This is a genomic window from Oscillibacter sp. MSJ-31, assembly GCF_018918025.1.
Lineage (GTDB): Bacteria > Bacillota > Clostridia > Oscillospirales > Oscillospiraceae > Hominicoprocola.
This window is the reverse complement of sequence record NZ_JAHLPT010000011.1, coordinates 37,783-61,568: the sequence shown is the minus strand read 5'-3', so window position 1 is coordinate 61,568 and position 23,786 is coordinate 37,783. Positions and strand designations below refer to the sequence as shown.

Genomic DNA, 23,786 nt, shown 5'->3' with positions numbered 1-23,786 from the left:
AGACAGCTCCTCCTTACTTTTCTTCGGTGACCTGCAGCAGGTAGCCGATCTGGGCGATCTTGCCGCGGGTCTGATCGTTATCGGGCTGCACGGTGGCGTCACCGATCTTGCGCAGGCCGAGGGAGTTGGCAGTGGCGATGTGCTTTTCCAGTCTGCCATTGAGGCTCTTGACGAGCTTGACGTTCAGATTAGCCATGTTTACTGCCTCCTTATCCCACGATTTCTTCCACGCTCTTGCCGCGGATCTTGGCGACCTGCTCGGGGCTACGCATAGCCTTCAGGCCCTCGAAAGCGGCGCCGACAACGTTATTGGCGTTGTTGGAGCGCAGGCACTTGGTACGAATATCCTTGATACCCGCAGCCTCGACGACGGCACGCACAGCGCCGCCGGCGATGACGCCGGTACCGGGGGCGGCGGGCTTCATGAGCACGCGGCCCGCGCCGAACTCACCGATGGTCTCGTGAGGAATGGTGGTGCCGGACAGGGTCACGGTGACCATGTTCTTCTTGGCAGCCTCCAAACCCTTGCGGATCGCTTCGGGAACTTCAGCAGCTTTGCCAAGGCCGTAACCGACCTTGCCTTTTCCGTCGCCGACGACCATCAGCGCGGAGAACTTCATGACACGGCCGCCCTTAACGGTCTTGGAAACACGGTTGAGGGCAACGAGCTTTTCCATGTATTCGCTCGGTTCACGTTCAAATCTGGGCATTTCGTTGTTCCTCCTTCTTAGAATTCCAGACCGCCCTCACGGGCGCCTTCGGCCAGCTCAGCAACACGACCATGGTACAGGTAACCGCCGCGGTCGAACACGACCACGTCGATGCCCTTGGCCTTGGCGCGCTCAGCGACCAGCTTGCCAACGGCGCGGGCAGCAGCCTTGTTGCCGCCGTTGCCTTCGATCTCTTTGTCCAGAGAGGACGCCGCGACGAGAGTGTTGCCCGCGACATCGTCGATGATCTGGGCATAGATGTTCTTCTCGCTGCGGAACACGTTCAGACGGGGACGCTCGGGAGTGCCGGAGATCTTCGCACGCACTCTCTTGTGGCGCTTAATGCGCTGCGCGTTAGTATCGGGTCTTTTAATCATATCGGCACACCTCCTTACTTCTTGGCGCCGGTCTTACCGACCTTGCGGCGAATGACTTCATCCGCATACTTGATGCCCTTGCCCTTGTACGGCTCGGGAGGACGCTTCTCGCGGACCTCCGCGGCGAACTGACCGACCTTCTGCTTGTCGCAGCCGTGAATGACGATCTTGTTCTGCGCGGGGACCTCGATGGTGATGCCCTCGATCTCGGGCACCTCAACGGGGTGGGAGTAGCCGATGGTCAGGATGAGCTTGCTGCCCTCCTTGGCGGCACGGTAACCGACGCCGTTGATCTCGAGCTCCTTCTTGTAGCCCTCGCTGACGCCGACCACCATGTTGTGGAGCAACGCGCGGGTCAGGCCGTGGAGAGCGCGGTTTTCCTTCTCATCGTTGGGACGCGCGACGTGAACGACGCCGGCTTCCTGGGTGAGAGTCATCGTGGGATAAAGCTGCTGGGTCAGGGAACCCTTGGGGCCCTTGACGGTGACAAGGTTGCCCTCGCCGATGGTGACTTCGACACCGGCGGGAATGTGCACGGGCATTCTACCAATTCGACTCATTGTTCAATACCCTCCTTACCACACGAACGCAAGGACTTCGCCGCCGACGTGAGCCGCGCGAGCAGCCTTGTCGGTCATAACGCCCTTAGAGGTGGAGACGATGGCAATGCCGAGGCCGCGGAGAACGCGGGGCAGCTCGTCCGCGCCGACGTAAACACGCAGGCCGGGCTTGCTGACGCGGCGGAGGCCGGTGATGACCTTGTCCTTGCCGTTGTACTTCAGGGTGATGTGAATGACGCCCTGAGTGCCATCGTCAACGATCTGATAGCTCTTGATATAGCCCTCATCCAGCAGGATCTGAGCAATGCTCTTCTTCATGTTGGAGGCGGGAACGTCAACGGTGTCGTGACGGGCACTGTTGGCGTTGCGGATACGGGTGAGCATATCCGCAATGGGATCGGTGATATGCATAGTGTAAATCCTCCTAATTTAGAGTTACGGAGTTTCCTCCGTTTCGGTCACGAGGTATCACTGCCAATTTGGAGCGTGCCCACACGCGTGTGACCACGCGTAATTGACAGTGACCTTTCGCGATCCTTATCGCCAGAGCGTCCATATCACAACGCTCGTGGTTAAGAGTTCATCGGAGAGCAGCCTCTCCAAAATCGATCCTTCTAATGGATTTTGTTCTCAGACGAGGCGGCAAGGTGACGCCATACTTTGTGTATGGCGAGCCGCGCCAACGAAGTATGAGAGCAAAAGACTTAGAAGGAGGCTTTGCGGACGCCGGGGATCTCGCCCTTGTACGCCAGCTCGCGGAAGCAGATACGGCATACGCCGTAGTCACGCAGATAGGCGTGGGGACGGCCGCAGATCTTGCAGCGGTTGTACTTGCGGGTGGAGAACTTAGCAGGAGCCTGCTGCTTGAGAATCATAGATTTCTTAGCCATTTCACATATCCTCCTACTTAGCGTTCAAAGGGAGCGCCGACCAGGGTCAGCAGCTCGCGGGCCTCTTCGTCGGTCTGCGCGGTGGTGCAGATGACGATGTCCATGCCGCGGATCTTGTCGATCTTGTCGTACTCGATCTCGGGGAAGATCAGCTGCTCCTTGATGCCGAGGGCATAGTTGCCGCGGCCGTCGAAGGCGTTCGCGCTGATGCCGCGGAAGTCGCGGACACGGGGAAGCGCCACGTTAAAGAGACGATCGAGGAACTCCCACATCTTATCGCCGCGGAGGGTGACCTTCGCGCCGACGGGCATACCTTCACGCAGCTTGAAGTTCGCAACGGACTTCTTGGCGTTGGTGATGATGGCCTTCTGGCCGGTGATGGTGGAGAGGTCACGGACGACGGCCTCGAGGACCTTCGCGTTCTCGCGAGCCTCGCCGCAGCCGACGTTGACGACGACCTTCTCGATCTTGGGGACCTGCATAGTGGAGGTGTAGCCGAACTTCTTAAAGAGAGCGGGCGCCACTTCCGCAACGTACTTGTCTTTCAGTCTTGCCATAGTGTTACGACTCTCCTTTCTTACAGCTCAGCGCCGCACTTCTTGCAGACGCGGGTCTTCTTGCCGCCCTCGACCTTGTGGGCGACGCGGGTGCCCTTGCCGCACTTGGGGCAGACCACCTGGACCTTGGAGGCATACAGAGCCGCTTCGCGCTCCACGATGCCGCCGGTCTCGCCCTGCTTGCGGGGCTTGATGTGGCAGGTCACCTTGTTGATGCCCTCGACCACGACCTTGGCTTCGCTGGGAACGGTGCCGAGCACCTTGCCCTGCTTGCCCTTGTCCTTGCCGGACAGGACGATAACGGTATCGCCCTTTTTCACATTCATAGCCATTTCTTCAAGCCCTCCTTACACAACTTCGGGAGCGAGGGACAGGATCTTCATGTAATCCTTGTCGCGCAGCTCACGGGCGACGGGCCCAAAGATACGGGTGCCGCGGGGATTCTTGTCGTCCTTGATGAGGACGGCAGCGTTCTCGTCAAAGCGGACATAGGTGCCGTCGTTGCGGCGGACGCCCTTGGCGCTGCGGACGATAACGGCCTTGACGACCTCGCCCTTCTTGACCGTGCCGCCGGGGGTAGCCTTACGGACAGAGGCAACGATCACGTCGCCGATGTTGCCGTACTTACGGCTGGAGCCGCCGAGCACACGGATGCACTTGATTTCCTTGGCACCGGTATTATCGGCAACCTTGAGGAAACTCTCTTGCTGAATCATACTTCCGGTACCTCCTTACTTAGCCTTTTCGACGATCTCGACCACGCGCCAGCGCTTGTCCTTGGACAGGGGGCGGGTCTCCATCACCTTAACGGTATCGCCGATACCGCATTCGTTGTTCTCATCGTGGGCCTTGAGCTTATAGGTGCGGCCAACGATCTTCTTGTACAGGGGGTGAGCGACGCGGTCGGCGATGGCGACGACGACGGTCTTATCCATCTTGTCGGAGACGACCTTGCCCACGCGGACCTTACGGGAGGAAATTCTCTTCTCTTCCATGTTACTTCTCCTCCTTTTCACGGATCATGGTTTTGACTCGGGCAATATCACGCTTGGTCTCAACGAGCTTCTGAGGATTGTCAAGCTGATTGGTCGCGTGCTGCATACGCAGGAAAAACAGATCCTTCTTCAGGGCGTCGAGCTTCTCATTGAGCTGAGCGACGCTCATTGCACGAACTTCACTTGCCTTCATCTTCATTCACCTACTTCCTGGGTCTCGGTGTCCTCGCGCTTGACGACCTTCGTCTTGATGGGCAGCTTGTGGCTGGCCAGACGGAGCGCCTCGCGGGCGACATCTTCGGGGACGCCGGCGATCTCAAACATGACACGGCCGGGCTTAACAACGGCAACCCAATACTCAGGGGAGCCCTTACCGGAACCCATACGGGTCTCAGCCGGCTTCTGAGTGACGGGCTTATCGGGGAAGATCTTGATCCAGACCTGACCGCCACGCTTGGTGTAACGGGTCATGGCGATACGGGCGGCCTCGATCTGATTGCTGGTGATCCAGGCGGGCTCAGTGGCGACAAGACCGAATTCACCGTAGGTGACGGTGTTGCCGCGCATGGCCTTACCGGTCATACGGCCGCGCTGCACGCGACGATACTTTACTCTCTTCGGCAGAAGCATTAGTGAGCCCCTCCTTCCTTATTCTCTGCGGGCTTGCGGAAGCCGCCCTGGGGACGATCGCCCTGGGGACGGCCGCCATTACGGTTGAAGCCGTTCTGGCCGTCGCGGCGCTGGAAGCCCTGGCCGTCACGACGGGGACGACGGTCGCCGTCACGACGGGGACGGCGCTCGCGGCGCTCCTCGTAAGGCTTGGTGGTGTCCAGCGTGCGGGGAGTGGTGCGCAGGGTCTGGGTGAGGACCTCGCCCTTGTAGATCCAGACCTTGACGCCGATGCGGCCGAAGGTGGTGGCAGCCTCAGCGAAGCCGTAGTCGATGTCGGCACGGATGGTCTGCAGGGGAATGGTGCCCTCGTGATAGTGCTCAACGCCCGCGATCTCGCGGCCGCCGAGACGACCGGTGCAGCAGCACTTGATGCCCTTGGCGCCGGCGCGCATGGCGCGGCCCATGGCGTTCTTCATCGCGCGGCGGTGAGAAATACGCTTCTCAAGCTGCTGGGCGATGTTCTCAGCGACGAGCTGAGCGTCCATGTCGGGAGAGCGGACCTCAACGATGTTGAGCTTGACCTTCTTGCCGATCATGGCTTCGACCGCGGCGCGGACCTTCTCGACCTCAGCGCCGTCCTTGCCGATGACCATACCCGGACGCGCGCAGTGCACGAACAGGGTGACGACGTCGTTGGAGCGCTCGATCTCGATCTTGGGCACGCCCGCGCCGTACAGGGTCTTCTTGAGGAACTTGCGGATGTTGTAATCTTCAACGATCAGGTCGCCGACCTTCTCGTCCTTGGCATACCAACGGGAGTCCCAGTCTTTGATGACGCCAACGCGCATGCCGTGGGGATTAACTTTCTGTCCCATAAAACTGTCTCCTCCCTTTATTCTTTCTCCGCCACGGCGAGCGTGACGTGAGAGGTACGCTTGTTGATGCGATAGCCGCGGCCCTTGCTGGCGGGGATCATACGCTTGAGGATCGGGCCGCCGGTGGCGTAGACTTCGCTGACGTAGAGCTTGCCGGTATCCATGCTGAAGTTGTTCTCAGCGTTGGCGACAGCGCTCTTGAGCAGCTTGATGAGGGGTTCGGACGCAGCCTTGGGGGTCTGCATCAGAATCGCCATGGCCGTGCCGACATCCTTGCCGCGGATCAGATCGCAGACGATCTGGACCTTGCGCGGAGAGATGCGGACATATCTCAGATAAGCTTTAGCTTCCATATTCTGCATCCTCCTTCTTACGCTTTCTTGGCATGGCCGCGGAAGGTACGGGTGGGAGCAAACTCGCCGAGCTTGTGACCGACCATATCTTCCTGGACATAAACGGGAACGTGCTTGCGGCCGTCATAGACCGCGATGGTGTGACCGACGAAGGAGGGGAAGATCGTGGAGCTGCGGCTCCAGGTCTTGAGGACCTTCTTCTCGCCGGTCTTGTTCATTTCTTCGACTCGCTTGATGAGCTCAGGGGCAACAAACGGGCCTTTTTTAATGCTTCTGCTCATTGTTCCTTTGCCTCCTTACTTCTCATTACGACGCTTGACGATGAACTTGTTCGTCGGGTTCTTCTTGGAGCGGGTCTTGTAACCCATCGCGGGCTTGCCCCAAGGAGTGACAGGGCCGGGACGGCCAACGGGCGCCTTGCCCTCGCCGCCGCCGTGGGGGTGGTCGCAGGGGTTCATGACGGAGCCGCGGACGGTCGGACGCCAACCCATGTGACGCTTGCGGCCGGCCTTACCGATCTGAACGTTCTCGTGGTCGAGATTGCCGACCTGGCCGATGCAGGCGGTGCAGTTGGTGCGGACGATGCGCACCTCACCGGAGGGCATACGGATCTGAGCGTCGCCGTTCTCCTTCGCCATCAGCTGCGCGGCAGCGCCGGCGGAGCGGACGAGCTGGGCGCCCTTGCCGGGGTGCATCTCGATGTTGTGGATGACCGTACCGACGGGGATGTTGGCGATGGGCAGGCAGTTGCCCGGCTTGATGTCGGCGGAAGCGGAGGAAATGATCTTGTCACCGGCGGCGAGGCCGACGGGAGCGATCACATAGCGGCGCTCGCCGTCCTCGTACTCGACGAGAGCGATGTAGGCGCTGCGGTTGGGGTCGTACTCCAGGCGCAGGACAGTCGCGAACATATCGGTCTTGTCACGCTTGAAGTCGATGATGCGGTACTTCTGCTTATTGCCGCCGCCGTGATGGCGGACGGTGATGCGGCCATAGCTGTTGCGGCCCGCGTTCTTCTTGAGAACCTCGGTCAGCTTGCGCTCGGGCTTGGCCTTCTTGTCGATCCCCTCGAAGGCGGACACGGTCATGTGACGGCGGGAGGGGGTAGTGGGCTTATAAGTCTTGATAGCCATTGTTCATTCTCCTCCTTACACCATGCCCTCGAACATTTCGATGGTCTTGGAATCTGCCGTCAGCTGGACGTAAGCCTTCTTCCAGCTGCGGGTGGTACCGGGACGGCCCGCGCCCATGCGCTTGGCCTTGCCGGAAACGTTGATCGTGTTGACCTTGGCGACCTTGACGCCGAAGATCTGCTCGACCGCGTTCTTGATCTCGATCTTGCCGGCATCCTTGGCGACCTCAAAGACATACTTCTTGTCTGCGACGGAGGCCATGGAGCGTTCGGTAATGATCGGACGAATGACGATATCGTAAACGTTAGCCATTATGCGAACACCTCCTCGATCACTGCGAGGGCATCCTTGTCGATGACCAGGGTCTTGGCGTTGAGCAGGTCATAGACGTTGATGAGCTTTGCAGGGCTGGTGACGACGCCCGGAATGTTGCGGGCGCTCTTGACGACGTTGTCGTTGACCTCGGGAGTCACGACGACGGACTTGCCTTCCGCGTTGACGGCGGTCAGGAAGTTCTTGAAGCTCTTGGTCTTGATCTCGTCCATCGCGATCTTGTCGACAACGACGATCTCGCCATCCTTAGCCTTGGAGGACAGGACGGACTTGAGAGCCAGACGCTTGACCTTCTTGTTGAGCACGTAGCTGTAGGTGCGGGGCTTGGGGGCAAACGCGATGCCGCCGTGCGTCCACTGCGGGGAGCGGGTGCTGCCCTGACGGGCGCGGCCGGTGCCCTTCTGGCGCCACGGCTTGCGGCCGCCGCCGGAAACCTCAGCACGGGTCAGAGCGCTCTGGGTGCCCTGACGGCAGTTGGCCAGGTGATTCTTCACGACTTCGTGGACAACGCTCATGTTCGGCTCAACGCCGAAGATCGCGTCGTTCAGCTCCACGGTACCGACTTCAGCGCCGGTCATGCTGACAACTTTAATCGTAGACATTCTTTAAGCACTCCTTTCCTTATTTCGTTCTGGCGGAAGCCTTCTGCGGGTTGCGGCCGGAAGCCTTCTGCGGGTTGCTGCTGATGCCCGCGCCCGCCTGCTTGACCTTGTGGGTCTTGACGGTGTTCTTCACGGTAACAAGGCTGTACTTGGGGCCGGGGATCGCGCCGCGGACGACGAGCATATTGAGCTCGGGATCGACCTTGACGACCTCAAGGTTCTGGATGGTGACGGTGTCGCCGCCCATCTGACCGGGGCCGCCGGTGCCCTTGAAGATACGGCTGGGATCGGTGCCCGAGCCGCGGGAACCAACGTGACGGTGGACGGGGCCGCCGCCGTGGCTCTTGCGCTGGATGGCATAGCCGCAGCGCTTGACAACACCCTCGTAGCCGTGGCCCTTGCTGGTGCCGGTCACGTCAACGAAATCGCCGACCTGGAACATATCCGCCTTGATGACGGCGCCGAGCTCCAGCTCGCTGCCGTTGTCGAGGGCGAACTCGCGCAGGTACTTCTTGGGGGAAACGCCGGCCTTGTTGAGATGGCCGACTTCGGGCTTGGACAGCTTCTTTTCAGCAACGTCCTCATAGCCCAGCTGGACTGCCTCATAACCATCCTTCTCGGCGGTCTTCTTCTGGGTGACGACACAGGGGCCCGCTTCGATCACGGTGACCGGGATCACGTGGCCGTTTTCGTCGAAGATCTGAGACATGCCAACTTTTTTGCCGATGATTGCTTTCATGTATGATCCTCCTATAGGTTATTGGTCGGCTTAGTTGCGGCGGCGCCGCATTGCTCTGCCGACATGACCCCGTTCATCTCACGCAAGTCGATGAACGATTGGGTAGAGCAACAAAGTATTTTCAAAAAAACAAAATATTTTGTTTTTTGACGGGGTTCACAGTTTGCTTCACGCGCTCATGCGTTCGCAAACATGCGGGTGATCTTTTCGTCGGGCGAGGCGCACCGCCGCAGGCAGTATCGGGTATACGGCAAGGCGGCGGAACGAAGCACGGCGGAAAAATCAGAGCTTGATCTCGATCTCCACACCGGCGGGAAGCTCGAGGCCCATCAGAGCCTCAACGGTCTTGGGGGTGGAGTTGGTGATGTCGATCAGGCGCTTGTGGGTGCGGCGCTCGAACTGCTCACGGGAGTCCTTATACTTATGAACAGCGCGCAGGATGGTGACGATCTCCTTCTTGGTGGGCAGAGGGATGGGGCCGGAGACGGTCGCGCCGGTGCGCTTGGCGGTCTCGACGATCTTCTCTGCGCTCTGGTCGATGACCTGATGGTCATAGGCCTTGAGGCGAATGCGAATCATTTCTTTTGCCATTTTCGGTTTCTCCTTCATTGTTGTACGGTTTTTTCACTGGTTGTCGAAGCCGTACGGTGAGATTTTTTCTTATACGCTTATCCGTGCGTATCATTCCGGCTCATAAGAAAACCGGCACGAATAAACGGCCGGTCCACACATGGCGCAGCGATCTACGCAACGTACAGATACTCATCTCAGCCGCCCGATTCTCGGACATACTCCCCGGAAGTTACCTCAGAAGCCCTGAGCAATCTCCCGGTTCATCGCAGTTTTGCACGCGTTTGGGCAGGATACTCCCACTCGCGGACCTGCCTATCATACAAGATATGAGCGGTAATGTCAAGCATCTTTTTGAATTTTTTTGAGAAAATCGGAAAGAAATTTTGGCTGTTCCGCCCTAAGGGCATACTTCCCTGCCGCACGGGCATAGAATAGGCCGAAACCGGCTTCGGGAGGGGGAATTTTTATGGCGATGGCATGGCTCTGGACCGGAATGGTGGCGGTCTCGCTGGCGTTCGGCATACTGACTGGAAGCGTCGGTGAACTGGGGAACGCCGCGCTGGAGGGCGCGAGCGCCGCGGTGGAGCTGTGCGTAGCGATGGCGGGCATCATGTGCCTTTGGACCGGCGTGATGGAGGTCATGGACCAATGCGGACTCTCCGCCGCGCTCGCGCGGCTGTTCCGTCCGCTGCTGCGGCGGCTGCTGCCGGAAGCCAGCCGCGACGAGGAAACGCTCGCCGCCATCTCCGCCAACCTTTCCGCCAACCTGCTCGGGCTCGGCAACGCGGCGACGCCGCTGGGCATCCGCGCCGCGCGGCGCATGGCGCAGGGCTGCGGCGGTACGGCGTCGCATGAGCTCTGCCTGCTCGTTGTGCTCAACTCCGCGTCCATTCAGCTGCTGCCAACGACCGTGGCCGGCGTGCGCAGCGCGCTCGGCAGCGCCGATCCGTTCGATATCCTGCCCGCCGTCTGGACCGCCTCCCTGCTCTCTGTCCTCGCGGGGCTTGCCGCGGCAAAGCTGCTCGCGCGGATCACGAGGGGGTGAAGGAATGTCGCTTTCCGAGCTGGTCGTGCCGGTTCTGCTGTGCTTCACCGCCTGCTACGCACTGGGGAAACGGGTAGACGTTTACACCGCGCTGACCCGCGGCGCGGAGGAGGGGCTGAACGTACTGGTGCATATCCTCCCCTCGCTCATCGCGCTGCTGACGGCGGTGTATATGTTCCGCGCGTCGGGCGCGATGGAGTATCTGGGCGCGCTGCTCGCGCCGGCGCTCGAAAGGGTCGGCATTCCGCCGGAGGTCGCGCCGCTCCTTTTTATCCGCCCCATCTCCGGCAGCGGCGCGTTGGCGGTCGGCAGCGAGCTGATGGCGACCTACGGCCCCGACAGCTACATCGGGCGCGTGGCGGCGGTCATGCTGGGGTCAAGCGAGACCACCTTCTACACCATCGCCGTCTACTTCGGCTCGGTCGGCATCGTCAAAACACGCTACACCATCCCCGCCTCGCTCTGCGCGGACGCGGTGATGTTTCTCACCTCCGCCGCCGCGGTGCGGGTGCTGATGGGGTAAAGGAAAAGAGGGCAGCCGACCGGCTGTCCTCTTCCTTATTATATATTTGTATATAATGTGTGCTTACATCTTCTCGGGCTTGCTCAGGCCGAGGATCGTCAGGCCGTTGGCGAGCACCTGACGGGTCGCAGCAGCGAGCAGCAGACGGGCGTTCGCCACGTCGTCCGCCTCGCCCTTGATGCGGCAGGCGTTGTAGAAGCGGTGGAACGCGCCGGCGAGCCGCATGAGGTAGCGGTTGATATAGCTCGGGTCGTAGTCGCGGGCGGCCATGCGGATCTCCTCGCTGAAGTTGGCAAGCTCCTTGATGAGCGCGCGCTCCTGCTCGCCGGAGAGCAGGGACAGGTCGGCCTTGTCCGTGGCGGGAACGCTGCGGCCCTCGTCCGCCACCGTCTTGAGCAGGCTGCAGATACGCGCGTAGGCGTACTGGATATAGTAGACGGGGTTCTCGCTGTCCTCGCGCACGGCGAGGCCGAGGTCGAAGTCCATCTGCGTATCGGGCTTGGCGTTGAAGAAGTAGCGGCAGGCGTCGACCGGGATCTCGTCAAGCAGGTCGGAGAGCGAGATGGTCTTGCCGGTGCGCTTGGACATACGCACCACCTCGCCGTCGCGCACGAGCTTGACGAGCTGCATGAGCACGATATCCAGACGATTCGTGCCGTCGAGACCCAGCGCGTCGATCGCGCCCTTGAGGCGGGCGACATGGCCGTGGTGGTCGGCGCCCCAGATGTTGATGACCTTATCGAAGCCGCGGACCTCGAACTTGTTGCGGTGGTAGGCGATGTCGCCGGCGAGGTAGGTGTAGAAGCCGTTGGCGCGGCGCAGCACGTCGTCCTTCAGGCCGAGCTTGTCGATATCCTCGTCCTTCTTGCCCTGCTTGCGGTACTGGTCGCGCATGATCTCCGCGGTCTTGACCCAGAGCGCGCTGTCCTTTTCATAGGTCCAGCCGAGGTCGGTGAGCTTTTTCGCCGTGTCGGCGACAAAGCCGGACTCGTGCAGGGAGGACTCGAAGAACCACTCATCGAACTTGATGCCGTAGCGCTCAAGGTCGCTCTTCATCTTGGGGATGTTGCGGTCGAGGCCGAAGCGCGCCATATCGGCGTGGCGCTCCGCCTCGGTCTTGTCCAGATAGCTCTCGCCGTGCTCGGCGTAGAACGCCTGCGCAAGCTCCTTGATGTCGTCGCCGTGGTAGCCGTCCTCGGGGAACTCGACGGCGTCCTCGCCCTTGATGAGCTGGAAGTAGCGAGCCTCGATGCTCTTGGCGAACTTTTCGATCTGGTTGCCGAAGTCGTTGACATAGAACTCACGCCACACGTTCGCGCCGGACCAGTCGAGCACGCTCGCGAGCGTGTCGCCGAGCACGCCGCCGCGGGCGTTGCCCATGTGCATGGGGCCGGTGGGGTTGGCGGAGACGAACTCGACCATGTACTTCTTGCCCTTGAGGCCCTCGCCGCGGCCGTAGGCGTCCGCCTCGCGCTCCACGTCCTCAACGACGTCGGCGTACCACTTTTCGCCGAGACGGAAGTTCAGGAAGCCGGGGCCGGCGATCTCAACAGAAGTAAAGTAGGTGCCGTCGAGCTTCATGTGCTGGGTGAGGATATTCGCGACCTCGCGCGGGTTCTTGCGCATGGCCTTGGAGGCGGCCAGGCAGAAGGTGGTGGTGTAGTCGCCGTTGGCGGTATCCTTGGGGATCTCGACCGCAGGGACGGTCTCCACGCCATCGGGCAGCAGACCCTCCTGCACGGCGGCGCGGTAAGCGCTGCGCGTCAGGGCGGCGATCTGGTCCTTTGCGCTCTGGATCATATTCATAGCTTTTTCCCTCGCTCTTTCGTAGTTGATGCGGCGGCGCGCTGCCGCGCCGCAAAAAGTGCAGAATCGTAACGTGTATTATACTACAGCTGTGTGTGGAAAACAAGCCGTTTTTGCAATTTCCGCCGCAAAAGCCGGCGCATTTCTGTGCAGGCGGACACGAAATAGCGCTTGCACGGACAGCGCCGCTCTTATATAATTAAGGGTGCATAGAATAAAGACGCCGAAAAGGAGCACGCCATGCTATTCTTTGGAAAACGGAAAAGCGCCCCTCTCGTCCAGTCCTCCACCGAGGACTGGCGGAAGCAATGGCAGGACCTCGTGCCGCCGGAGTGCCGCAACGTCCCCGTCACGGTGGACGGAAAGACGATGACCGCCTATGTGCAGATCAACCACTTCGTGATGATGCTGCAGGACGGGCTTTTGATGCAGCAGGGCTTTTTTGACGTCTGCGCGCATTTTCAGCGCGCGGGCTACCACGTCATCTGGCTGATGCGCTGCACGCAGGACATTGCGGGCGGCTATCTGAAGCTGCGTAAGGAGAGCGGAAACGAATGCCTTTGGAAATGGCGCAAGCCGACGACCAACTTCGGCCGCTGGACCTCCGACAACCGCTATGTGACCATTCTGCTGCAATACAAGCCCACGCCGGACGGCGACCTTTCGCGCTGCACGGAGCACATTCTCCAGCGCGTGCAGTGGGCGGAGAGCAACGACAACTCCAAAATGGTCCCGGGGCGCACGGAGTTCGCCACCGTCGGCGCGCCGGGTACGCCCGCAGAGCTGTCCAACTGGCTGCACGGCGGCTTCATGTCGTCCGAGCTTTGACCCCCCCGCTTACCTATTTATCCAATAGGGAAAACGCAAACGCACAAAATTTTGTCGCTTCAGACGATCTTGCGGCAAACCGATAAAAACCCTCTTGCGCTGTATAAAAATGTGTGCTACACTTCTCCCATCTTCAGGAAAGGAGAAAGCAATGATGGCAGCTATCAATTTTGCTAATGCCTGTATGTCTGCCTCCGCACAGTCCGACTGTGTTGCTTTCGCCTGCCCTGCTACGACCAACATCGCCATTATTCTGGACGTCAGCCTGCTGCTGGCGTCCATTCTTATTTGCCTTTTGGGAACGGAAAACAGCTTCATATCCCGGATCACGGCGCATCCAACGGTTTCTTCTCTTGACCTCCGCAGGAGATAACAAAGAGAACGTTTCCTTCCCAAGAGGCTCCGCCGGTCCGGCGGGGCCTCTTCTTTCTTCCCCCTGTTTTTCACTTTTTCGTTCGGCCGGCGAAGGAGCGGAAATAGAATATCATTTCACAGAAAGCGAGAAAACTCCCATGGACTTCGTAAATTTCGTCATGGCGCTCAGCCCCATTCTTGTTGTCCTCGTCGGCATTTTAGGCTTCAAGCAGTCCGCCAAAAGGGTCTCCCCCATCGCCCTTGTCTGGACGCTGATTCTGGCCTTCACCTACTTCAACGTCACCGGCGCCAGCTTTGCCGACAACGTCAAGGCCCTCGATCCCCTGGTCTGGAAGGGCATCAAAGAGGGTCTCAAGATCGTGCTCATGGTCTTCGGCGCGTTCACCATTCTGAACCTGCTGCGCGAGACCGGCGCCATTGACGACGTCAAGTCCACCATTGCCCGCATCAGCGATGACCGCCGCGTGCAGCTCATCGTCATCGGCATGATGCTCCCCATCTTTCTCGAGGGCGCGGCCGGCGCGGGCGCTCCCGCCGCCATCGCGGCGCCCTTCCTCGTAGCCCTCGGCTTTGATCCCGTCACCTCCATCGCCGTCGCCCTGCTCGGCGACGCGACGCCCGCCTCCTGGGGCGGCGCGGGTCTGACGACCATCAACGGCGGCGCGGCGCTCGTGGACGCGGGACTCTCCACCGTTTCGCTCAACGCGGCGATGGTCGGCCGCTTCCACATGTTCGGCGTGCTCATCATTCCGTTCATCATGGTCGGCATGGTCTTCGGCAAAAAGGGCTTCAAGGGCGCGGTCCCCTATCTCTGCTTCGCCGGCGTCTCCACCTGCGCGGTGATGTTCTTCCTCTCCAACTTCGTCGGCGCGGAGGTCACCTCGATGGGCACGGGCCTCATCTCCATGCTTCTCTCGCTCGCCTACGTCAAGCTCGTCGGCGTCAGGACGCCGGAGGAATTCCGCCACCACGCCGCCGCGCAGCAGCGCAAATACAGCGCGTTCCGCGCCATGTCGCCTTACATCTATATGCTCGTGCTGCTCCCGCTCGTGCGCTACGGCTTCCCGGCGGTCGTGCCCAACGGCTTCGCCGTCATGTGTACGTTCGGCTACATCTTCTGGGTGGACGTCGTCATCCTCGTGTGCGGTATGCTCGGCGCGGCAACGCTCGGCGTGAGCGCGAAGCAGTACCGCGCGGTCTGCTCCAGGACCGTCGGCAACGTTCTCCCCGTGCTCATCACGATGGGCAGCCTTCTCATCGTCTCCTACATCATGCAGTCCCCCACGACTGGCATGATGAACCTCCTCGCCTCCGATATCGCGGCGGTGGTCGGACGCTTCTACCCGGCGGCAGCCGTGCTCATCGGCTCGAGCGGCGCGTTCATCACCGGCACTGGCCTCGGCTCGAACATCATGTTCGCCCAGATGCACATTGACGCCGCCGCCTCGCTCGGCATGAACCCCATCACCATCTTTGCCGGTCAGAACGCGGGCGCTTCCCTCGGCAACCTCATCTGCCCGAACAACACCGTCGCCGCCTGCGCGACCGTGGACGCGATCGGCCGCGAGAACGAGGTCATGAAGCACACGCTCCGCGCGTTCGCCATCGTACTCGCGCTCTACATGGTGCTTGCCATGCTCTATACCTGCGTACTCTTCCCCAACTACGGGATGTAAGAAATGCTGTTTTATTTATAGAAAGGAAGGTTTCTATTATGGTTCAGAAAAGAGTTTTAGGCGTCATCGGTCTCGGTCATGTCGGCGCACACGTTGCCTATGCGCTGGCGGTCCAGGGCATCGCGGACGAGCTGGTGCTCGTCGACCAGAACGAGCAGAAGCTCGCAAGCGAAGTGCAGGACCTGCGCGACGCCGTCGCGTATCTGCCCCACCGCGTCACCGTCCGCGCCGGCGGCTTCGCCGACCTCGGCGCGTGCGACGTCATCGTCAACAGCGTCGGCAAGATCGAGCTGCTGCGCGGCACGCATGACCGCGTGACCGAGATGGACTTTACCATTCCCGCCGTGCGCGGCTACGCCGAGAAGCTCAAGGCGAGCGGCTTTGACGGCGTGCTCATCAACATCACCAATCCCTGCGACATCGTCACCCGCGAGCTCGCGCTGCACGTCGGTCTTCCCAAGGGCCGCGTGTTCGGCACCGGCACGGGGCTCGACACCTCGCGTCTGCTCAGCGCGCTCGCGCGCCAGACCGGCATTGACCACAAATCCATCACCTGCTACATGATGGGCGAGCACGGCAACCAGCAGTTTGCCCCCTGGTCCTGCGTGAGCTTCCGCGGGATGCCGCTCGACACCTGGGCCGCGCGCGACGAGCGCTTCCGCTTCGACCGCGACGCGCTGCAGAAGGAGTCCATCGGCGGCGGCTGGGTCACGTTCTCCGGCAAGTTCTGCACGGAATACGGCATCGCCACCACCGCCGCCCGCATGGCCTACGCCGTGCTGCACGATGAAAAGGTCATTCTGCCCGCGAGCGCGGAGCTGACCGGCGAATACGGCGAAGCGGGCCTCTTTGCCGGCGTGCCGTGCGTCATCGGCGCGAACGGCGTGGAGGAGGTCGTGGAGCTGCCGCTCACGGGCGAGGAAAGGGCGACCTTCCACGCCTGCTGCGAGGGCATTCGCCACAATATGGAGCATCTCAAAGAGATCTGAGACAACGCGAAAGGAGTTAACGTTATGAACCTCGCTTTTACCGAAAATACTCATCCCGGCACGCTGCCGCCGTCCGATCAGCTCGGCTTCGGCTCCGTCTTTACCGACCATATGTTCCTCATGGACTACAGCACCGGCAAGGGCTGGCACGACGCGCGCATCGTGCCCTACGGTCCCATCTCGCTCTCCCCCGCCGCCAGCGTCCTGCACTACGGCACCGAGGTCTTTGAGGGGCTGAAGGCCTACCGCCGTCCCGACGGCGGCGTACAGCTTTTCCGTCCGTGGGAGAACGTCGCCCGCCTGAACCGCTCCTGCGAGCGTCTGGGTCTGCCGCAGCTCGATCCCGACGACGCGCTGCAGGCCATCAAGGAGATCGTCCGCGTCGATCAGCGATGGGTGCCGAACGACCCCGGCACATCGCTCTACATCCGCCCGTTCCTGTATTCCACCGACCCGACGCTGGCCCTGCACGGTGTGCATGAGGCGTCGTTCGTCATCATCCTCTCCCCCTCCGGCAGCTACTTCTCCGACGGGCTCAAGCCTGTGCCCATCATGGTCGAGACCGAGGATGTGCGCGCGGTGCGCGGCGGCACGGGCGAGGCCAAGTGCGGCGGCAACTACGGCGCGGCCAACCGCGCCGGCGAGCGCGCCGAGGCCAAGGGCTACTCGCAGGTGCTGTGGCTCGACGGCGTGGAGCGTAAGTACGTCGAGGAGGGCGGCGGCATGAACGTCATGTTCAAGATCAACGGCGCCGTCGTCACTCCCGCGCTGACCGGCTCCATCCTGCGCGGCGTCACGCGCAAATCCGCCATCGAGCTTTTGAAGAGCTGGGATGTTCCCGTCGAGGAGCGGCTGCTGAGCGTGGACGAGCTGTTCGAGGCCGCCAAGACCGGCGCGCTCGAGGAGGCGTGGTGCATCGGCACCGCCGCCGTCATCTCCCCCATCGGCGCGCTCGGCTGGGGCGACAAATGCTATGAGATCAACCATAACCGGATCGGCGAGCTGTCGCAGAAGCTCTACGACGAGCTGACCGGCATCCAGTGGGGCACGAAGCCCGATCCCTTCGGCTGGACCTGTCCGGTGTGCTGAAGCCATGGAAAAAATATTCCGAATACCGGCAAAAGCCGGTATTCGGAATATTTACTCTTTGCGTGTTTCCTGCTATAATATGGGATACATGATTATAAATGAAGGAGAATCCAGCATGAAAGCCATCGTCACCGTTCTCGGCCGGGACCGCGTCGGCATCATCGCCTCCGTCTGCGCCCTGCTCTCGGAGTACAACATCAACATTCTCGACATCAGCCAGACCATCCTCGAACAGGGCTACTTCACCATGGTCCTGCTGGTGGACATTTCCGCGTGCACGGTATCCTTCCCGGAGATCGCCGACAAGCTGGACGCTTATGGCACCGAGCGCGGCCTTGCCGTGCGCATCCAGCGGGAGGACATCTTCAACGCCATGCACCGCATCTGAGAGGAGGTCCGCGCCATGCTCGATAAAAACGACGTGCTGTCCACCGTGCAGATGATCGACCGCCAGCACCTCGACATCCGCACCATCACCATGGGCATTTCCCTGCTCTCCTGCGCCGACCGCGACGCCAAGGCGGCGTGTGAGAAGATCTACGACAAGATCACGCGCTATGCCGAAGGGCTCGTTAAAACCGGCGAGGACATTGAGCGCGAGTTCGGCATCCCCATCGTCAACAAGCGCATCTCCGTCACGCCCATCGCGCTCGTGGCCGCCGCCTCGGAGACGGAGGACTACGTTCCCTTTGCCGTCGCGCTCGACCGCGCCGCCAAGGCCGTGGGCGTCAATTTCATCGGCGGCTTTTCCGCGCTCGTGCAAAAGGGCATGACCGACGCCGACCGCCGGCTCATCGCCGCCATTCCCGAGGCGCTGGCCGTCACCGACCTTGTGTGCTCGTCCGTCAACGTCGGCTCGACCAAGGCCGGCATCAACATGGATGCGGTGGCGCTCTTGGGCCGCACCGTTAAGGCTGCGGCGGAGCGCACCGCCGACTGCGGAGGCTTCGGCTGCGCGAAGCTCGTGGTGTTCTGCAACGCTGTGGAGGACAACCCCTTTATGGCCGGCGCGTTCCACGGCGTCGGCGAGCCGGAGCGCGTCATCAACGTCGGCGTTTCCGGCCCCGGCGTGGTATACCATGCCCTGCAAAGTGTAAAGGGCCAGCCCTTTGATGTGGTCGCCGAGACGGTGAAAAAGACTGCCTTCCGCATCACGCGCATGGGTCAGCTCGTCGCGCAGGAGGCCAGCCGCCGGCTCAATACGCCGTTCGGCATCGTCGATCTCTCCCTCGCGCCCACGCCCGCCGTCGGCGACAGCGTGGCCCGTATTCTGGAGGAAATGGGCCTCGAGATCTGCGGCACGCACGGCACCACCGCCGCGCTCGCGCTGTTGAACGACGCGGTGAAAAAGGGCGGCGTGATGGCATCCAGCTCCGTCGGAGGACTTTCCGGCGCGTTTATTCCCGTCAGCGAGGATGAAGGCATGATCGCCGCGGCCTCCTCCGGTGCGCTGACGCTCGATAAGCTCGAGGCCATGACCTGCGTGTGCTCGGTCGGGCTCGACATGATCGCCGTCCCCGGCGACACGAGCGCCGAGACCATCGCCGCCATCATCGCGGACGAGGCCGCCATCGGCATGGTCAACACCAAGACCACCGCCGTACGCATCATTCCCGCGCCCGGCTGCAAGGTCGGCGACACGGTGGAGTTCGGCGGGCTGCTCGGCTCCGCGCCGGTGCAGGCCGTACACCCCTATTCCAGCGCGGACTTCATCGCCCGCGGCGGGCGTATCCCCGCGCCGCTGCACAGCCTGAAAAACTGAAGCCCCCATCCCGTCAAAAAACGGACGCTGCTTTTTTCGCAGCGTCCGTTTTCACTTTCATGTATCAGCGCGCAAGGTCCTTCAAATGGCTCAGGCGCTCGAGCGCGGTGTTGAGCGTTTCATCCTTCTTGGCAAAATGCAGACGAATAATGTGGTTCACGTCCTCGTCGAAGAACGAGCTTCCCGGCACGGCGCCCACGCCGATCTTCTGCGCCATTTCCACGCAGAAGTCCACATCGGACTGGCCCTTCTTCAGGAACGGGGAAATGTCCGCCAGCACGAAGTAGGTGCCCTGCGGGTCGGTAAAGGGAATGCCGAGTTCCTTCATGCCGCCGGTAAAGAGCGCCTTCATGTGCGCGTAGTGCGCGCCGAACTCCTCGTAGTAGCTCATGGGCATATCCAGCCCGACGACAGCGGCCTCCATCAGCGGCGAGGGCGCGCCGACGGTGTTGAAGTCGTGATACTGCTTGATGCGGTCCATGATGTTCTGCGGCGCAAGCGCGTAGCCCAGACGCCAGCCGGTGACGGAATAGGTCTTGGACAGGCTCGAGCAGCAGACCGTGCGCTCACGCATCCCAGGGAGCGTGCTCATGTAGGTGTGCTTGTGGCCCTCATAGACGATGTGCTCGTAGACCTCGTCCATGATGGCGTAAACGTCATATCGGATGCAGAGGTCTGCGATGAGCTTGAGCTCGTCATAGGTAAAGACCTTGCCGCTCGGGTTCGAGGGATTGCAGATCAAAATTGCCTTGGGATGCTGACGGAAGGCGTCCTCCAGCACCTCCGGATCGAAGCCGAACGCCGGCGGCACGAGCGGCACGAACACCGGCTCGCAGCCCGCCATGATGGTCTGGGCGCGGTAATTCTCAAAGTAGGGAGAGAACATCACGATCTTGTCGCCCGGATTCGTGAGGGCAAAAATGGTGTCCACCATTGCCTCGGTTGAGCCGATGGTCACGACCATCTCGGTCTCGGGATCGTATTTCATGCCCATGAAGCGCTCACACTTACGCGAGAGCGCCTGACGGAAGTTCGGCGCGCCCATCGTGATGGGATACTGGTGCGGACCGAGCCGGCTGACCTCCTCCAGTCGGTCGGTCATCGCCTTGGGCGGGTCAAAGTCGGGAAAGCCCTGCGCCAGATTGATCGCGCCGCAGTCGATGCTGATGCGCGTCATCCGTCGGATGACGGAGTCGGTAAAATGCTCGTTTCTTCTGCTCAGTTCCTGCATGGTATTACTGCTCCCTTTCTCATTTGTCCGTGTCGGCAGAGCCTGCGTCCTTCCCGCCCGCGCACTTTTTATAATAGCGAAACTTTAACACTTCTACTCGATAAAGTCAATCGCCCTTTTGTACAAAATCAGGACAAACGCGCTGCCGCATCCCATGCACTCCGCGGCAGCCGCTTCCTCAGATGCCGAAAAGCGGCAGCAGAAATACGCCCAGCAGCGCAAGGATCAGCAGCGGGACGGCGAAGGCCGTCAGCCCCGCGATGAACAGCGCAGCCAGGATGACCGGAAGGCCGACGCCGAACAGGATCGTCTTGGTCAGTCCCCATGTGACGCTGAACGTCAATGCCACGAGCTTTACGGTCAGAACGACCATTCCGATGATAAACAATGTGATCATGCCATGATCTCCTTTTTCTCTGTTTCAGGGCGTCATTATAGTCCTCCACCGTCCGGCCGTCAACCATTTTTATCAATTATTCAAAAATTCTTCAAAAAAGGAAACGCAGAGCGGCACCGTTTCGGTACTGCTCTGCGTTTTGGCCTTCGTTGGCTCCCGCCTCAGCGGAGCCGCCCGTCACCGCCCATGAGAGCAGTCATCTCCTCGATGCGGTCGAGCGGGAACGGCGGCTCGCACAGCGGCTTCATGGCAATGCTCATGAGCTTCATCGGGTTGTCGTCCGCCGCCACGCGGTTGGAGCTGAGCGTCCCACAGCGCTTGCAGCGGTGGATGATGGCCCATTCGCCGCCTCTGCGCACCCAAACAGCCACCGGCTCCATGATGCCGCCGCAGTCGGACGCCCGGTCGCCGGGCTCGATGTCGACGTGCAGGCTGGAAAGGCAGTTCGGACAGTGGTTGCGGTGGTCGCTGCCAGCATTCTGCGGCGTGCAGAGCCGGCCGCAGACCTTGCAGGTGAAGGTATCCTTGCAGGCGTGCGTCTTGTAGTAGCCTTTTTCAAAGGTCTTGCATTTGTTTTCGCGGTTCATGGTGTTTCCTCCTGAAGAAAGATCACGCGAAATTTCTCGGGAGGAGCGGCGTGTGTTGGATTTGCCGAACCTCCCGGTCAGGCCACACGCTCCGGTGATAGGATGATGTGTTTCAAAAAGCTCTCCTTCAAATTTTAATTTAGAGAGCGGGCTGCCGCCCGCTGACTAACGTTTATTTGCTATTATAGCCCGATCCTCTGTGTTGTCAACCGTTCTCTGCCTGCTTTGCAGCCTGCGCGGATGGTTCACGCTTCATCCTCTGTCTGTCCGGCAAGGAAGTCGCGGACGGAGGCGATCTGCGCCTCGACCGACGCGACGCAGGTGCCGCCGAGCGAGGTGCGGCCCGTCACGCAGCTGGTGAGCGCGATGGCGGCGTAAACGTCCTCGCCGAACCGCTCGCTGTACTGCCGGAGCAGCGCGAGCGGCAGCTCCTCGAGCACGGCGGTGTGCTCGATGCAGTAGGCCACGAGCTGACCGGCGATCTTATACGCCGCGCAGCTATAAACTGCACTTCCAGTCCGGCGAGCAGGAGCTGACGACGCCCAACCTCTTCGCGCCGTTCACCGAATATCATGTCGATCTCTCCGCGGCAAACAGCACACTGAACATTCCTCTGAAGGATCTGGCGCTGGCCTACCAGCGCTCCTCTGCCAGCGCGCTGCGTATCAGCATCGCGCCGAAGGATGCCGCTGCACCGGTCCTGGTGGACATCCGCCGCACGACCATCTACGACGGCAGCACCATCGAGACGCAGACCATGAACAGCGCCACCGTCTCGGCCAGCGTCGCGCTCGACGGCACCGTCTACACGAACTCGCAGGAGACGCACAATATGCGCATCCGCCAGCAGGACCCCGCGACCAAGCTCTGGTCGATGTGTGAGATCAACTCGTTTCTCTCCGCTGGCGGCGCGCGCTGCTCCATCCGCATCCAATGGAGCGAATACGATGTGACCTACGAGCCGCCCACGGCGTAAGGAAGCCGCCGCCCCGCGCAGCTCACCGAGCGCACCGGAGGCTTCGAAAATTCCGCGGGGCTCCGGTGCGGTGAAAGGTCCGAGCCTTGACAGCCGCCAGTTCTCAGCGCGAAAAAAGGCCGCCGCAGAACATTCCTGCAGCGGCCTTTTTCGGTTCTCTTATAGGGTGCGCACGCGGTCTTCGAACTCCCACACATAATCTCGATACCTGTAATGTCCGGACGCTTGACGCTCGCGCCCGTGATCTGGTCGGTGCAGCTGGCATCTCATGTTTCTGCGCTCCGGCACTGCCGTCCGGTATGGTCGATGTACGTCTCTTCGTTCGTCAGCAGGATCTTGGAGATCGGCACGATCTCATAGCCCTCGCCAAGCAGGTAGTCGAGGATATCCGGCAGCGCCTCTGGCGTGTGCTCGCCCGCGTTGTGGAAGAGCACGATGGAGCCGTTCGTCACCTTCCCCGTCACACGCTTGGTGATCTCACCGGCGGAGATGCCCTTCCAGTCGAGCGAATCCACATCCCATTGGATGGGCTCCATGCCGATGGAGCGGATGGCGGAAATGACATGGTCGTCGTACTCGCCGAACGGACACCGGATGAGCGTCGGGCGGACGCCGGTGAGCGCCTCGATCTTATCGTTGCAGGTGTTTACGTCCGCGATGATCCGGTCGGCGGTCAGGGAATTGTAGTGGTCGTGCGCGTTGGAATGGTTCATCAGCTCGTTGCCGCTCTCGACGATGGCCTTAGCCTGCTCGGGGTACTGGTCCGCCCAGTTGCCGACGACGAAGAAGGTACACTTCACACCGTAGTCCGCGAGCACATCGAGAATCTTCTGCGTGTTGTCCGCACCCCAGGCGGCGTCGAACGAGATGCTGCACACCTTCTGATCGCGCTCGACGCAGTAGATGGGCAGCTGACGCGTCGCGGCCGACGCCCGCACGGCGGCGGGCGCGTTCACCGCGCCGAAGATGGCGAGCGCCGCCAGCAGCGCCGCACCGGCGGTCAGCGTCCTGCGCCGCAGAACAAGAAAGCGCGGCTTCGCCGCCTCCCGCTTCCCACGCTTTTCCCTCAAGGCAAACCGCAAAAACATCCGCATATCCTCCCCATTTTGTTTTGGTAGAGGGTATGCGGCGCTTTTCTTTTTCATACCGGGCGGAGCCCCGTGCGCGTCACGGGACCGTCCCGCCGTCCGCCG

At 61.1% G+C, this 23,786-nt stretch carries 36 protein-coding genes; 9 read left to right on the top strand and 27 right to left on the bottom strand.

Annotated features, from left to right (window positions below; all coding sequences use genetic code 11):
* Positions 1-13: 13 nt before the first annotated feature.
* The 20 genes from rpmD to rpsJ form a co-directional block, all read right to left on the bottom strand.
* Complete coding sequence (rpmD, locus tag KQI17_RS08850) at positions 14-196, bottom strand: 50S ribosomal protein L30 (protein ID WP_022019204.1); 183 nt, start codon at positions 194-196, stop codon at positions 14-16.
* Positions 197-209: 13 nt separating this feature from the next.
* Positions 210-710, bottom strand: a complete 501-nt coding sequence (gene rpsE / locus KQI17_RS08845) for a 30S ribosomal protein S5 (protein ID WP_022019205.1) — start codon at positions 708-710, stop codon at positions 210-212.
* Positions 711-727: 17 nt separating this feature from the next.
* A complete protein-coding gene (gene rplR, locus KQI17_RS08840; protein ID WP_022019206.1) occupies positions 728-1,087 on the bottom strand; it encodes a 50S ribosomal protein L18 in 360 nt (119 codons plus the stop codon).
* 14 nt (positions 1,088-1,101) lie between these two features.
* Complete coding sequence (rplF, locus tag KQI17_RS08835) at positions 1,102-1,647, bottom strand: 50S ribosomal protein L6 (protein WP_022019207.1); 546 nt, start codon at positions 1,645-1,647, stop codon at positions 1,102-1,104.
* Positions 1,648-1,662: 15 nt separating this feature from the next.
* Positions 1,663-2,058: a 30S ribosomal protein S8 gene (gene rpsH, locus KQI17_RS08830; protein ID WP_022019208.1), complete on the bottom strand. Its 396-nt coding sequence runs from the start codon at positions 2,056-2,058 to the stop codon at positions 1,663-1,665.
* 293 nt (positions 2,059-2,351) lie between these two features.
* Entirely contained in the window at positions 2,352-2,537 is a 186-nt protein-coding gene (locus KQI17_RS08825) for a type Z 30S ribosomal protein S14 (protein ID WP_022019209.1), read from the bottom strand.
* 17 nt (positions 2,538-2,554) lie between these two features.
* The gene (rplE, locus tag KQI17_RS08820; RefSeq protein ID WP_022019210.1) at positions 2,555-3,094 is read right to left on the bottom strand and encodes a 50S ribosomal protein L5; all 540 of its coding nucleotides are present in this window, start codon (positions 3,092-3,094) and stop codon (positions 2,555-2,557) included.
* 20 nt (positions 3,095-3,114) lie between these two features.
* Positions 3,115-3,426 (bottom strand): 50S ribosomal protein L24, encoded by a 312-nt coding sequence (rplX, locus tag KQI17_RS08815; protein WP_022019211.1) that lies wholly within the window; start codon positions 3,424-3,426, stop codon positions 3,115-3,117.
* A gap of 15 nt (positions 3,427-3,441) precedes the next feature.
* The gene (gene rplN / locus KQI17_RS08810; protein ID WP_022019212.1) at positions 3,442-3,810 is read right to left on the bottom strand and encodes a 50S ribosomal protein L14; all 369 of its coding nucleotides are present in this window, start codon (positions 3,808-3,810) and stop codon (positions 3,442-3,444) included.
* A gap of 15 nt (positions 3,811-3,825) precedes the next feature.
* Positions 3,826-4,089, bottom strand: coding sequence for a 30S ribosomal protein S17 (gene rpsQ, locus KQI17_RS08805; protein ID WP_022019213.1), 264 nt, complete (start codon positions 4,087-4,089; stop codon positions 3,826-3,828).
* 1 nt (position 4,090) lies between these two features.
* A complete protein-coding gene (rpmC, locus tag KQI17_RS08800; protein ID WP_216495814.1) occupies positions 4,091-4,282 on the bottom strand; it encodes a 50S ribosomal protein L29 in 192 nt (63 codons plus the stop codon).
* Between the two features lie 2 nt (positions 4,283-4,284).
* Positions 4,285-4,719, bottom strand: coding sequence for a 50S ribosomal protein L16 (rplP, locus tag KQI17_RS08795; protein ID WP_022019215.1), 435 nt, complete (start codon positions 4,717-4,719; stop codon positions 4,285-4,287).
* Entirely contained in the window at positions 4,719-5,576 is an 858-nt protein-coding gene (gene rpsC, locus KQI17_RS08790; RefSeq protein ID WP_022019216.1) for a 30S ribosomal protein S3, read from the bottom strand. The genes rplP and rpsC overlap by 1 nt, the downstream gene beginning before the upstream one ends.
* A gap of 17 nt (positions 5,577-5,593) precedes the next feature.
* Positions 5,594-5,929 carry a 50S ribosomal protein L22 gene (gene rplV / locus KQI17_RS08785; RefSeq protein WP_022019217.1) on the bottom strand — a complete coding sequence of 112 codons (336 nt, stop codon included), beginning with the start codon at positions 5,927-5,929 and terminating at the stop codon, positions 5,594-5,596.
* 17 nt (positions 5,930-5,946) lie between these two features.
* A complete protein-coding gene (gene rpsS / locus KQI17_RS08780; protein ID WP_022019218.1) occupies positions 5,947-6,210 on the bottom strand; it encodes a 30S ribosomal protein S19 in 264 nt (87 codons plus the stop codon).
* Positions 6,211-6,225: 15 nt separating this feature from the next.
* Positions 6,226-7,062 carry a 50S ribosomal protein L2 gene (gene rplB, locus KQI17_RS08775; protein ID WP_216495803.1) on the bottom strand — a complete coding sequence of 279 codons (837 nt, stop codon included), beginning with the start codon at positions 7,060-7,062 and terminating at the stop codon, positions 6,226-6,228.
* A gap of 15 nt (positions 7,063-7,077) precedes the next feature.
* Positions 7,078-7,374, bottom strand: coding sequence for a 50S ribosomal protein L23 (gene rplW, locus KQI17_RS08770; RefSeq protein WP_216495802.1), 297 nt, complete (start codon positions 7,372-7,374; stop codon positions 7,078-7,080).
* Positions 7,374-7,997: a 50S ribosomal protein L4 gene (rplD, locus tag KQI17_RS08765; protein ID WP_216495801.1), complete on the bottom strand. Its 624-nt coding sequence runs from the start codon at positions 7,995-7,997 to the stop codon at positions 7,374-7,376. Before rplD ends, rplW begins: the two co-directional genes overlap by 1 nt.
* A gap of 19 nt (positions 7,998-8,016) precedes the next feature.
* A complete protein-coding gene (gene rplC / locus KQI17_RS08760; RefSeq protein ID WP_216495800.1) occupies positions 8,017-8,736 on the bottom strand; it encodes a 50S ribosomal protein L3 in 720 nt (239 codons plus the stop codon).
* 282 nt (positions 8,737-9,018) lie between these two features.
* On the bottom strand, positions 9,019-9,327 hold the full coding sequence (rpsJ, locus tag KQI17_RS08755; RefSeq protein WP_216495799.1) for a 30S ribosomal protein S10: 309 nt from the start codon (positions 9,325-9,327) through the stop codon (positions 9,019-9,021).
* A gap of 448 nt (positions 9,328-9,775) precedes the next feature.
* On the opposite strand from rpsJ, the gene KQI17_RS08750 reads away from it, so the two are divergent.
* The gene (locus KQI17_RS08750) at positions 9,776-10,354 is read left to right on the top strand and encodes a spore maturation protein A (protein WP_216495798.1); all 579 of its coding nucleotides are present in this window, start codon (positions 9,776-9,778) and stop codon (positions 10,352-10,354) included.
* Between the two features lie 4 nt (positions 10,355-10,358).
* Positions 10,359-10,877: a spore maturation protein gene (locus KQI17_RS08745; protein WP_022018357.1), complete on the top strand. Its 519-nt coding sequence runs from the start codon at positions 10,359-10,361 to the stop codon at positions 10,875-10,877.
* 63 nt (positions 10,878-10,940) lie between these two features.
* Here the strand turns inward: KQI17_RS08745 and argS are convergent, their stop codons facing one another.
* Positions 10,941-12,683 carry an arginine--tRNA ligase gene (argS, locus tag KQI17_RS08740; protein ID WP_216495797.1) on the bottom strand — a complete coding sequence of 581 codons (1,743 nt, stop codon included), beginning with the start codon at positions 12,681-12,683 and terminating at the stop codon, positions 10,941-10,943.
* Between the two features lie 240 nt (positions 12,684-12,923).
* Here argS and KQI17_RS08735 point away from each other — a divergent pair, with 240 nt between their 5' ends.
* Positions 12,924-13,511 (top strand): hypothetical protein, encoded by a 588-nt coding sequence (locus KQI17_RS08735; RefSeq protein WP_216495796.1) that lies wholly within the window; start codon positions 12,924-12,926, stop codon positions 13,509-13,511.
* A gap of 9 nt (positions 13,512-13,520) precedes the next feature.
* Here KQI17_RS08735 and KQI17_RS08730 read toward each other — a convergent pair whose 3' ends face one another.
* The gene (locus KQI17_RS08730; RefSeq protein ID WP_216495795.1) at positions 13,521-13,829 is read right to left on the bottom strand and encodes a hypothetical protein; all 309 of its coding nucleotides are present in this window, start codon (positions 13,827-13,829) and stop codon (positions 13,521-13,523) included.
* Positions 13,830-14,023: 194 nt separating this feature from the next.
* Between KQI17_RS08730 and KQI17_RS08725 the strand changes: the two genes are divergently transcribed.
* The 5 genes from KQI17_RS08725 (at position 14,024) to KQI17_RS08705 (ending at position 19,402) form a co-directional block, all read left to right on the top strand.
* Positions 14,024-15,562, top strand: coding sequence for an L-lactate permease (locus tag KQI17_RS08725; protein ID WP_216495794.1), 1,539 nt, complete (start codon positions 14,024-14,026; stop codon positions 15,560-15,562).
* 38 nt (positions 15,563-15,600) lie between these two features.
* Positions 15,601-16,551 carry an L-lactate dehydrogenase gene (locus KQI17_RS08720; RefSeq protein WP_216495793.1) on the top strand — a complete coding sequence of 317 codons (951 nt, stop codon included), beginning with the start codon at positions 15,601-15,603 and terminating at the stop codon, positions 16,549-16,551.
* A gap of 24 nt (positions 16,552-16,575) precedes the next feature.
* On the top strand, positions 16,576-17,640 hold the full coding sequence (locus KQI17_RS08715; RefSeq protein WP_216495792.1) for a branched-chain amino acid aminotransferase: 1,065 nt from the start codon (positions 16,576-16,578) through the stop codon (positions 17,638-17,640).
* 115 nt (positions 17,641-17,755) lie between these two features.
* Positions 17,756-18,028: an ACT domain-containing protein gene (locus KQI17_RS08710; RefSeq protein WP_216495791.1), complete on the top strand. Its 273-nt coding sequence runs from the start codon at positions 17,756-17,758 to the stop codon at positions 18,026-18,028.
* 15 nt (positions 18,029-18,043) lie between these two features.
* Positions 18,044-19,402: a PFL family protein gene (locus KQI17_RS08705; protein WP_216495790.1), complete on the top strand. Its 1,359-nt coding sequence runs from the start codon at positions 18,044-18,046 to the stop codon at positions 19,400-19,402.
* 64 nt (positions 19,403-19,466) lie between these two features.
* Here the strand turns inward: KQI17_RS08705 and KQI17_RS08700 are convergent, their stop codons facing one another.
* The 4 genes from KQI17_RS08700 to KQI17_RS08685 all read right to left on the bottom strand — a co-directional run bounded on the left by KQI17_RS08700 (position 19,467) and on the right by KQI17_RS08685 (position 22,099).
* A complete protein-coding gene (locus KQI17_RS08700; protein ID WP_216495789.1) occupies positions 19,467-20,633 on the bottom strand; it encodes a pyridoxal phosphate-dependent aminotransferase in 1,167 nt (388 codons plus the stop codon).
* A 178-nt stretch (positions 20,634-20,811) separates the two neighbouring features.
* Positions 20,812-21,030, bottom strand: a complete 219-nt coding sequence (locus KQI17_RS08695; RefSeq protein ID WP_216495788.1) for a hypothetical protein — start codon at positions 21,028-21,030, stop codon at positions 20,812-20,814.
* 161 nt (positions 21,031-21,191) lie between these two features.
* Positions 21,192-21,617, bottom strand: coding sequence for an RNHCP domain-containing protein (locus KQI17_RS08690; RefSeq protein WP_216495787.1), 426 nt, complete (start codon positions 21,615-21,617; stop codon positions 21,192-21,194).
* 245 nt (positions 21,618-21,862) lie between these two features.
* A complete protein-coding gene (locus KQI17_RS08685) occupies positions 21,863-22,099 on the bottom strand; it encodes a hypothetical protein (RefSeq protein WP_371821981.1) in 237 nt (78 codons plus the stop codon).
* Between the two features lie 221 nt (positions 22,100-22,320).
* Between KQI17_RS08685 and KQI17_RS08680 the strand changes: the two genes are divergently transcribed.
* Positions 22,321-22,593: a hypothetical protein gene (locus tag KQI17_RS08680; protein WP_216495785.1), complete on the top strand. Its 273-nt coding sequence runs from the start codon at positions 22,321-22,323 to the stop codon at positions 22,591-22,593.
* 266 nt (positions 22,594-22,859) lie between these two features.
* Here the strand turns inward: KQI17_RS08680 and KQI17_RS08675 are convergent, their stop codons facing one another.
* The gene (locus tag KQI17_RS08675) at positions 22,860-23,681 is read right to left on the bottom strand and encodes a polysaccharide deacetylase family protein (RefSeq protein ID WP_216495784.1); all 822 of its coding nucleotides are present in this window, start codon (positions 23,679-23,681) and stop codon (positions 22,860-22,862) included.
* Positions 23,682-23,786: the final 105 nt, after the last annotated feature.